This is a genomic window from Dietzia sp. CQ4 (assembly GCF_014145125.1).
Classification (GTDB): Bacteria; Actinomycetota; Actinomycetes; order Mycobacteriales; family Mycobacteriaceae; genus Dietzia; species Dietzia natronolimnaea.
The window spans coordinates 1-9,110 of sequence record NZ_JAALDZ010000079.1; the positions used below are offsets into that span (position 1 = coordinate 1).

Sequence of the window (9,110 nt, forward strand, 5' to 3'; positions counted from 1 at the left end):
GCCGCCGGCGGCGTGGCGGTGTCGGTCTGCGCGACCGGGCCGGGGGTCTCAGCGACGGCCTCAACCTCCGGCTCGGCGGCCGCCGGCGCTGCCGGCGTGGCGGTGTCGGCGTGGACTGCCGGGCCGGAGGTCCCAACGATGGCCTCAACCTCCGGGTCCGGGACGTAGGCGCCAGGGTCGAGTTCGGTATCTACTGCCCGCCTCGCCCACCGGGCCCGGTCAAACGGGGAGGTGGACTCACAGCACTCCAGGTGCAGGAACTGCCGCCGGCCATCCTCCGAGGCCACGGGGCCGTCTTCGCCGCACACGATGCACGGCCCGGTCCGGGTGTCGGTCTCGATCAGATACGTCACGACCTGCTCCTCCTCCTGCGCCGCCACCGAGGCGACCGCGCCGTCGTGCTGAGACGATAGAGCCGAGGTAGGACACGCCCCGGCGAGCAGATCCCGCATCAGGGGCCAGGGGGCAGCACCTCCGCCGTCCGGGCCCCCGTCAGAGTCGGGCCCGTCGATCCCGCCGCCGGCATCGTCGTCGCCACCACCGATGACACGCCACAGCCGAAGAGCCACGACCCGTTGGCGCCGCGCCTCGGAGTGAATCGTGCGTTGGACCGTGTACCTGGGGGTTTTCCCTGACCGCAGCTCGGGAATGAGCGTGCCCTCCTCGCACAGAGCCTTCAACGCCGACGGCCGGTCAACGTTGAGCCCACTGGTCATCGACGACGCCGCCGCCTTGAGCACGGCCTCGAATGCCGCAGGATCCAGCATCAGCTGGGCCTCTCCGTCGTGGAGTCCTGGATCCGAGAGCACGTATCCGAGCCGGTTGCGCCCGCGGTCGATCCGCACCGTGGCGTCCCCCATGGAGCTGGGGATCTCAGTCTTGGTCCAGCCCAGTCGGGCGGCCAGCGGCCAGTCCGGGGCGCCGCCTTTGCGGACGTCTTCGACATAGGCCAGTCCACTGGAGAGCGCATAGGTCAGCAGGTCACGGGTCTGCGCACCCAAGCTGGTGGGCTGATCGGGATCCCGCGACGCCTCCCAGGCCTCGGTCAGGGCGATCATGATCCGCGAGAGCACCTGGTCGGCCTCATCGTTGGAAAGTGCCCCGACGTCGCGCAGCCACTCACACCACAGGAACCAACCCGCCCACACGTTGGACAACGCCTCGGCCGGCCGATTCGCCACCCCTTCCGAACGCAGCTGCTCAGCGTAGGACCCGGCCTGCTCCTTGCACAGTGCCCGCAGCTGCGGCAGCCGCCCAGCCGACCACTGCAGGAACGAGCTCATGAGCATCGCTCGAGCCCGGTGCCCCTGGGCATCGTCCATGCGGATCAGATCATCGAGCGAAACCTCGTCACGAAACAGCGGAACGATGAGCATCCGCTCGCCACCCGAGGACCCGGCCTGCGGGGTGACCTCGCTGGTGACGATCGCCGAACTCCGGGGCGGAGTCCCATCCAGCAATGCCTGCCCGTCGCGGGTAGCCCTCGAGCGAGCCTCCCCGTTGTAGACCATCCGGGCGAACTCCTGCAGCCGCTCCTGCGCCGCCGACCAGTCGTTGTTCTTGCCCGGGGCGACATCGTCGGCCCACAGCAGACAGTCCTTGGTGGCGTTGAGCTTGAGCCGCAGAGCATTGGAGGTGTCGCCGTTGCCCGACATCGAGGCGCCGGTGCGGGCACGATCCCAACCCAGTCCCCAGTGATGCATCACCAGACTGGCGATCGAGGTCTTGTACGACCCCGGAAGACCAGCCGTGGTCACCACCGTCGGAGTGGGCCCCATCGCGGCACGAAACGCCTGACCGAGCATGGGCACAGCGACCCTGTCAGGCAGAACGTCGAGCAGCCCGGCACACCAGTCCCGGAACGCCGCACGAATCGCCTCGACATCGGTCGAGGGGCGAGGAAGCGCATAGTTGCGCAACGACCCGGTGAACGACACCGGGGCGGGACGGTAGCCGTTCGCATCGATCCCGCCCGCGGCATGCACGTAATACCAGGTGCCGTCCTCCTCCTTGCGCCACCCGGTGGCCCGATGGCGGACGATCTGCGGCACCCCGCCCGCGGCGGCCTGACCCGCGGCCTTGAGCGCGTCGATCACCTTGGCGCGACCCGCCGGACGCGAGTCGAACGTCGGGGGCCCAGGCAACGATTCCAACCAGCGGCAGTCCCAGTAGTCGCGAGCGGCGATCGGGATCTCCAGGAACTCGCCGGAAGCGGGATCGGTGTACCCCACGGTGTAGGACAACACCTGCGGTAGCGGTGTCGGCGACAGTTGCCGCTGCGTCTCTCTCGTCACATCGTCGAGCAGGTCCAACAGTGCCGTGTCCACCGCATCATCCAGCGGCTCCTCGATCTCGATCGACACCAGCCGGGCGTCGATCGACAGCACTTCCTTGATCGTCGGCGCCTTGTCCTCCCGGTAGACCACCTCGACCAGCCGGCCCTCGTGGAGCAGGTAGGTCGGACGCTGCACGTGGGCGCCCTCGAACTGGGCCACCTCGGCCGCGTTCGCACCCCCAGTGGCCAGTGGCGACACTGAGGCCGCGGAGTCGTCCACCTCTGGTTCAGGGACGGGAGCCGGGCGTCGAGTCGGGGCGATGATCTCCTCGCGAGGCTGCAGCACAGGGGGAATCGCCATCCCGGCGAGCTCGTGGGCCTCGGCGGCGGACCGCATCGCCATTCCGACGATGTCCTCGACCTCCTCGAGGCGCGCGTGCGCATCCTCTCCCCCATCGGCGACGACCCGCTTGCGCAGCTCGTCAGCCAGATCCCGAGCCCTCTCGAACCGGATCTCGGCCTCAGTGGCCCACCGGCGGACCTTGGGTTGCTCGACATCGACGTTATTGGGGGTGACCCGGTTGTGGCGCCCCTCGGCCTCGCGGCAGGCCGCCATGACAGTCTCGGCCGCGGCCAGCGCCTTGTAGCGAAGCTCGTCCGTCTCGGCCAGCTGCACAGAGATGGGGATCAACCCCAGCGTCTCCGACGAGGTATCCAGCAGCCCTGCCTCGACATGGTCGGTGAAGTCGCTCTTGGCCGTGGTGGTGGCGGGCAGCAGCAGCTGCACCCGCTCGGCGCCCGCGTCGGACAGCAGTGCCGACAGCTCGACACCGCGAGCGGCACCACCCTGGTCCCGGTCCAGAACGACCCGGACATCGGCGCCGGCGAAGATCTCGGCGAGCTCGGCAGGGAACGTGCCCGCCCCCTGGGCATTGGTCGTGGCAACGAGCCCCGCCGCTTCGGCGGTCTCCACGTCCTTCTCGCCCTCCATGACCCAGACCGTGCGGCCCTCGGCGACGGCTTGGCGGACCTGCGGCTGCCGGTACAGCACCGGCGTGAAGCCGCCGGGCTTCTGTGTGTCCCACACCCCGGTGTGGTCCTTGAACCGCTGGGTGAACTTCTTGTGGCGCTTGCCGGCCTCGTCGGTGGCCTCCTTGCGGATGACTTCCTGGACCGAACGGCCCTCGTCGTCGACGTAGTCGTAGTGGCGGACCGCAGTCCACCCCTCCGACGGTGCCTTCGGCTTCGGGAAAAGCAGGCTCGGCAGACGGCCCTGCTTGGATCGACGCAGCCCGGCCCTGCGCGCCTGCGCAGACCGCCCCACACGCTCACTTGCGTCCTGGGACTGGCGCTTCGGCGGCGGATCATCAAACAGGTCAGTCGCGGAAAGGTCTACTGCCTCGGCGATCTCCATCGCGCTCGCGCCACAACCGTGGCAGTTCATCAACACCAGGCCGCCCCGAGCGGCATCGCCAGCGCGCCACGTCACAGATAGGGACGCCGTGGAGTCGTCGTGGCAGGGGCAATGTGCGGTGAACGAGTCACCGCGATCGGTGTCGATCTGGTCCGACAGCGCATCGCGGATGCGTTCGAGTGAACTGCGCTGGCCCCACTGGGAGGCGGATGAGGTCACGACTGATCGCCGATCTCACGCGGAGACGGCGAGCGTGTCAGGTCGAGGTCTGTCGACAAACGGGCTACCCTGGACACCAGGTCGCCTCCTTCCTCACGAGTTGTGGTCGGGTGTGGCTAGGACTGATCGAGAACCCCCCAAGTGCTTGCCGGCGGCGGGGGGTTCTCGGCATTTACGGCATTCCGATCACGCCCCGAGCTGCAGCGTGCGCTGAGCAGGATTGCTCTCGCGGGTGATGTAACCCGGCTCCTCGAAGTCGAGCGCTCGAGCGAGCAGCACGACGATCGCATCGCCCATGGCGATGCCGCGCTCTGCGGCGAGCGCGTGCACCTGGTCGTCGAGATGGACGGGGATTCGAGTCGTACGCTGGCGCCGGTCCGCCCGCGGAGGGCGTCCGGGCTTACGAGAAGTCGCGGCCATGGCGACACCGTACGACGTATCGGAGTCGGAATCGGAAATGCTGCCCGGCGTGGCGTGTCGACCAACGCTCCCTCACTCACCTGGGCTCACCTCTCCTCGACCGAGCTATCCCTCTGTGAACTAACAGGTGCCCCAGCACCACCAGTTGTGACACCGACCTACAAGAAAGACCCACAACCCCAGGGCCGCTATCCCCAACACGTACTTGCAAGCCTGAGAGTGGGGAGCATGGGGAGCACGAAATAACTGCAGTTCATCACCTATTCCTTGCTCCCCACACCAGTGGGGAGCAAGGGGGGAACCGGGGTGGGGAGCATGCATGATCGCTCGAGAAAGACGCTCCAGCGGCCTGAACTCCCGCCCTCGCTCAGCGGCACCCGAGGGCAGCAAAGCCCCTCTCGCCGCGGCGCCCCCCGCCACTGTCGAATGAGCCACCTGACTGCAAATTAGTGGGGAGCATGGGGAGCACACTAATAAGCCCTGCTAGAAGGCATAAAAGCGCTCCCCACAACCGCGCAAAACGGGGTGGGGAGCACAGTGGGGAGCGCGGTGTAAGACGCTCCATGGCTGACGAGGGTCTACGTCTCGGAGCGGTCTCCGGTCAGGAACACGGTCAGCACAGTGGCGACGAACATCGACCGCGACGACGCCCCTTTGGCGACCCACTGCTTGTCGAGCCAGGCCCTCTGCTCATCGGTGAACCGGATGTTGACCAGGTTCGTGCCCGTGGGAAAGCGGTCCGCCGCCGAGACGGGCGCGGCAGGGATCTCGTCCTCGTCGGCGGACCGGGTGGCCACCGGGGCGAACAGCTCGTCGATCCGCTCCACACTGCGAAACGCCTCCACGGCGAGCTCGGCATACGCCAGGCCCGTCTCCTTTGCCCTGGTTCGCAGAGCGTCCTGGACTGCGTCCGTCAGGTAGATCGGGGTGTTCCGCTTGCGTGCGCCCGAACTCGTCCGCCCCGCCGCCGCTCGCGGCCGCGCCGGCGCGCTTCTGGTGGCCGGCTCGCCGACCGACTCCGTCCGCGCTGGCGCCGGCGAGTCACTGACCGCCGGAACCGATGGCGCCCGCCCGGATCCGAGGATCTCCCCTAGCCCCTCTCCCCTATGCGGCGTGGTCGCCGGAGCAGAGAACGCTCCTCCCAGACCAGTGCGCCTGCCCTTCGACGACGCCATCACTGGGCCTCCCTATCAATCTCGGCCTGGCGAACGAGGATCTCGCGAGCCAGTTGCTCGTAGTCCTCGGCCAATCCCGCGGCGTTGCGGGTATGTACGTTCGTGTCGACCTGGACAGCCCCGCCTTCTCCCCTGGAGACATCCCGCAGCGAGCTAAGCCGGGCGGCCTTGGCCTCTTCGGCGCTGGCCTCCAGCTCGTGGATCATCTTGCCGTTCGAGCGTTGGTCGAAGGCCGCGGTTTCCAAGTAGCGGATCCGGGACTCGAAGACTGGAGCAGCACCCTCGAGTACTTCATCGACCGCCTCGCGCACGTTGGAGGCCACCCTGGTCGACCGGGACCCGATCGCGAACAGTGCCACACCGAGCAACCGCAGCGCCGGGTTGACCTGCCGAGCCTGGACGAAGCGCGTTGCCAGGACACCCAGCCCGTCGATCGACGCCTCGTCCGCTCGGGTCGGGATGACCACCGAGTGGGCGATCGTCAGCGCCGACTCGTTGATCGTGGCCTCCCCGGGCGGGGTGTCGATGAGGATGAGGTCGTAGTCGCTAGCCAACGGGGACAACAGCTTCCACAGCATGGTCGCCAGGTCGTCCTCTCCTGCACGACGGGTCCTGGTCAACATGACACCGATGACGTCGGCGAAGGTGGGTCCGCCGGGGATGCAGTCCAGGCCCTCGCGCCCGCCGGCGTTGCTGATCAGCGGCGCTGCCGCGCCAGTGACTAGGGCGTTGAACAGGTCCCGGCCGTCGTCGACGGGGTACCCGATGTCGCGTGCGAGGTTGCCCTGCGGGTCCAGGTCGACGGTGAGGACGCGGAGCCCGCCCTGGGCGAAGAGCCCAGCGAGGTTGGACACGAGTGATGTCTTGCCCACTCCCCCTTTGCCATTGGCGAAGACGATCGTGTGGGGCAGATAGCTGATGGTGGTGTTGCCGGCGGCCATGTGGGCTCCTTCAGTCGTCGAGTCCCCAGAGGTGTATCGCGCTACCCGGACAGCGCACGCACAACCTTACGAACACACATGCTCACCAGTGCGCACACACGCGGGAACACAGGCAAACACGCACGATGTATGACAACCAAGCACACGCGACTAAAACAAAGACCGAGTGCGTAAGAGCAAGCAGGTACAACACACAACACGCAAGCAAGCAAGCAAGCACGAAACAAGACAACATAGCGCGAAACAAATAAGTGGCGAAACAGGGTCAAATAGCGTGCCCGATAGCGTCGGTGATAGCCTCAGTCATAGCGGCCAGCCGAATGCCTGAAAAGCTGTGATCAGCGGCTACGCGCGATCCAACAGGAGGGGAAGCCCGTTGGCGAACCGAAAACCAGCATCGGGGCGGCTCGCCTCCGCCTCAGCACGAGCAACCTTCGACCACATCCGCTCGCCCCGGCTCCACGTACCCCACTGAGAGGCCGACCGACGAGGATCCCCCACAAGACCGCGCTCGAGACGCTGATCGCGCTCAAGAGCCACGATCTGACGCGCCCCGATCGCTCCGTGCGCAGCGAACGACAGCTCAGCGGGGGAGAGGTGCCCCAACTCGCGCGCCAGGTCGGCCAGCGTATCGGTCAGCAGGTCAAGGCCTGCCTGCCACAGCCGCAGGGCCTGCCACAGCTCCCACGCCCTGATCAGCGGGTTAGTGATGGCCAGCTGTTCGCACGCCTCGCGCACAGCTCGCACCTCGGCAGGCGCCGAGACCCGAGCTGGCGCCACCTTCGCCTCGCCCACGGCGATCGCCAACTCGATTGCAGGCACGTCGAACTCGTCTGCCAGTGGACGCCACCGCTGGTCGACCACATCGGGACAGCGCCGGCCAACCTCCAAAAGTTCGGCGGCGATGGCATCGCGGACCGCGCACATACGCTCGGTCATCTCACGTCGAAAAATCACCAGCTCACGGAAGTCGCTGGCCGTCGTGTACTCAGATCGGCCACCCGAGTGGTTGGTCACCAACCGAAACGGCGCCTCCGGAGTCCAGGTCCAGAACGCGCCGAAGTAGGCCGCGCGGTGGGAGCGGTACTGCTCCACCCAGCGCGGCCACACCTGCGCGTCGTACAGCTCGGCCATGGCCCCAATTTTCGCAGGCATACGCAGCAAAGTCACCCCGCAGCGCCGTACCAACAGAGCACCCGCACCCCGACAGCTGCGGCGCATACGCCGAAAGGCTCTACGCAAGCACCGAGCAGGATCGGACCTGCTACACCCCAGAAGTGCAGCGGAAAGCCGGACCGCTGGCGATAGTCGCCGTTGGTCTGGTGACGATCAGCTCCACATGGTTGCTAATCCGATCGCGGCCAACCGGTAAGGCCCCCTCGTCAGTCTCGGCGGACTGAAGGAGTCAAGTACCTACACCCCGAGGTGCGAGGCATTCCGATAAAGCGGCCGAGATCCGCGGCGGTGTACTCGGTGCGAGAGAACGTACTAATCTCCATGGAGGCGCGTGTAGCGCCGTCGGCCCCGGCCGGCTGCAACCAGCCGGGGCTTCCGACCGCTACGACCTCATAGGTCGTGCAATATGCGGATCAGGATGGCGGCGGTCTGGATGACCTGAAGCGCGATGCGAAGCCAACTCGGGTCGCCAGGCCGCCCCGGCTTGTTCGGTGCCCTCTGGGGCTGACGGTGGTGCGTGCCCATACTTCCTCCTCTCTGGGTCGAGCGCCCCGCTGGGCGCTGTGCAATCCCAGTAGATATGCACCGCAGACCAGTTTTCTAGTACACTCAAGACACGCCTTAACCGGCCAGTCTCGACCAGGCTCCTATGAACCTAGATACTGGAGCCTCTGGCTGGTTAAAACGTTCCGACTGTGACGAGGAGACTTTTCGTGGTCGAACTAGATATCGACTGGACGCGCGAGCCCACCGCGAAAGAGCGCGAGCAGCTCCAGCGCCGACTGCTGCGCCTCCAGACGAAAGGTCTCTCGACCCACCTTGAGTCCATCGACGACAAGCTCTCAAAATACGAGCGGCCAGCCTCCACGCTCCAGTCCGTAGGCCTTCGGCTGCGCCCGCAGTTCGCGCATCTGACCGGCCCCATCGACGGCGACAGCTCGGACCGCAAGGCGCCCCCGCGCGAACTCCGACCGCCGGCGACCCGGATCTCCTCCAGCAGAGGCTCGGCGCTACGCCTCGAGCTGACGCTCCTTGCGTTGCTGCAGCTGTACCGAAGGCCAGGCGCCAAGGCGCACCTCGCGGAGCTGCAGATCCCGATCGCTGGTGACAGTCAGAACACTGGCTGGGCCGACCTGGTCGCTGCACTCCCGACGGACAGCAACGTGCGCGGGATCTACCACAGTGCCCGAGACAAACGCGCTCGCACAGTAGGGAGTGCCTTAAAGCGGTTAGAGGCCGCCGGGCTTGTCGACGTCCCAGTCGAGCCGGGCAAGCGTAACCGCTTCGAGAAGTTTGTCCCGCTCCACGAAGCCGGCGCCGCAGCCCTCGGAGAGCGCGTGGAGTACACGATTCCCGAGACCTCCGAAGAGGTGTTCACTATGCCGTCCGGCTTCATCTTCAACGGTTGGCTGCATGTGCTCGAGGACTCCGAGATCGCGGTGCTCCTAACCCCGCTGATTCACGGGCCGGTGTGACTGCTGCTGTCGGGT

6 protein-coding genes are annotated in these 9,110 nt (G+C 66.8%); 1 reads left to right on the plus strand and 5 read right to left on the minus strand.

What is annotated here, in order from left to right:
* The 5 genes from G6031_RS05460 to G6031_RS05480 all read right to left on the minus strand — a co-directional run.
* Window positions 1-3,908: telomere-binding protein (locus tag G6031_RS05460; protein ID WP_182652700.1), on the minus strand; the 3,908-nt coding region annotated here is incomplete at its 3' end.
* A 186-nt stretch (window positions 3,909-4,094) separates the two neighbouring features.
* On the minus strand, window positions 4,095-4,328 hold the full coding sequence (locus tag G6031_RS05465) for a hypothetical protein (RefSeq protein WP_182652701.1): 234 nt from the start codon (window positions 4,326-4,328) through the stop codon (window positions 4,095-4,097).
* 578 nt (window positions 4,329-4,906) lie between these two features.
* Window positions 4,907-5,173 (minus strand): hypothetical protein, encoded by a 267-nt coding sequence (locus G6031_RS05470; protein ID WP_182652702.1) that lies wholly within the window; start codon window positions 5,171-5,173, stop codon window positions 4,907-4,909.
* 329 nt (window positions 5,174-5,502) lie between these two features.
* Window positions 5,503-6,444, minus strand: coding sequence for a ParA family protein (locus G6031_RS05475; protein WP_182652703.1), 942 nt, complete (start codon window positions 6,442-6,444; stop codon window positions 5,503-5,505).
* A gap of 345 nt (window positions 6,445-6,789) precedes the next feature.
* Entirely contained in the window at window positions 6,790-7,578 is a 789-nt protein-coding gene (locus G6031_RS05480; protein ID WP_182652704.1) for a hypothetical protein, read from the minus strand.
* Between the two features lie 755 nt (window positions 7,579-8,333).
* Between G6031_RS05480 and G6031_RS05485 the strand changes: the two genes are divergently transcribed.
* Window positions 8,334-9,095, plus strand: a complete 762-nt coding sequence (locus G6031_RS05485) for a hypothetical protein (protein ID WP_182652705.1) — start codon at window positions 8,334-8,336, stop codon at window positions 9,093-9,095.
* The last annotated feature ends 15 nt before the right edge of the window (window positions 9,096-9,110 follow it).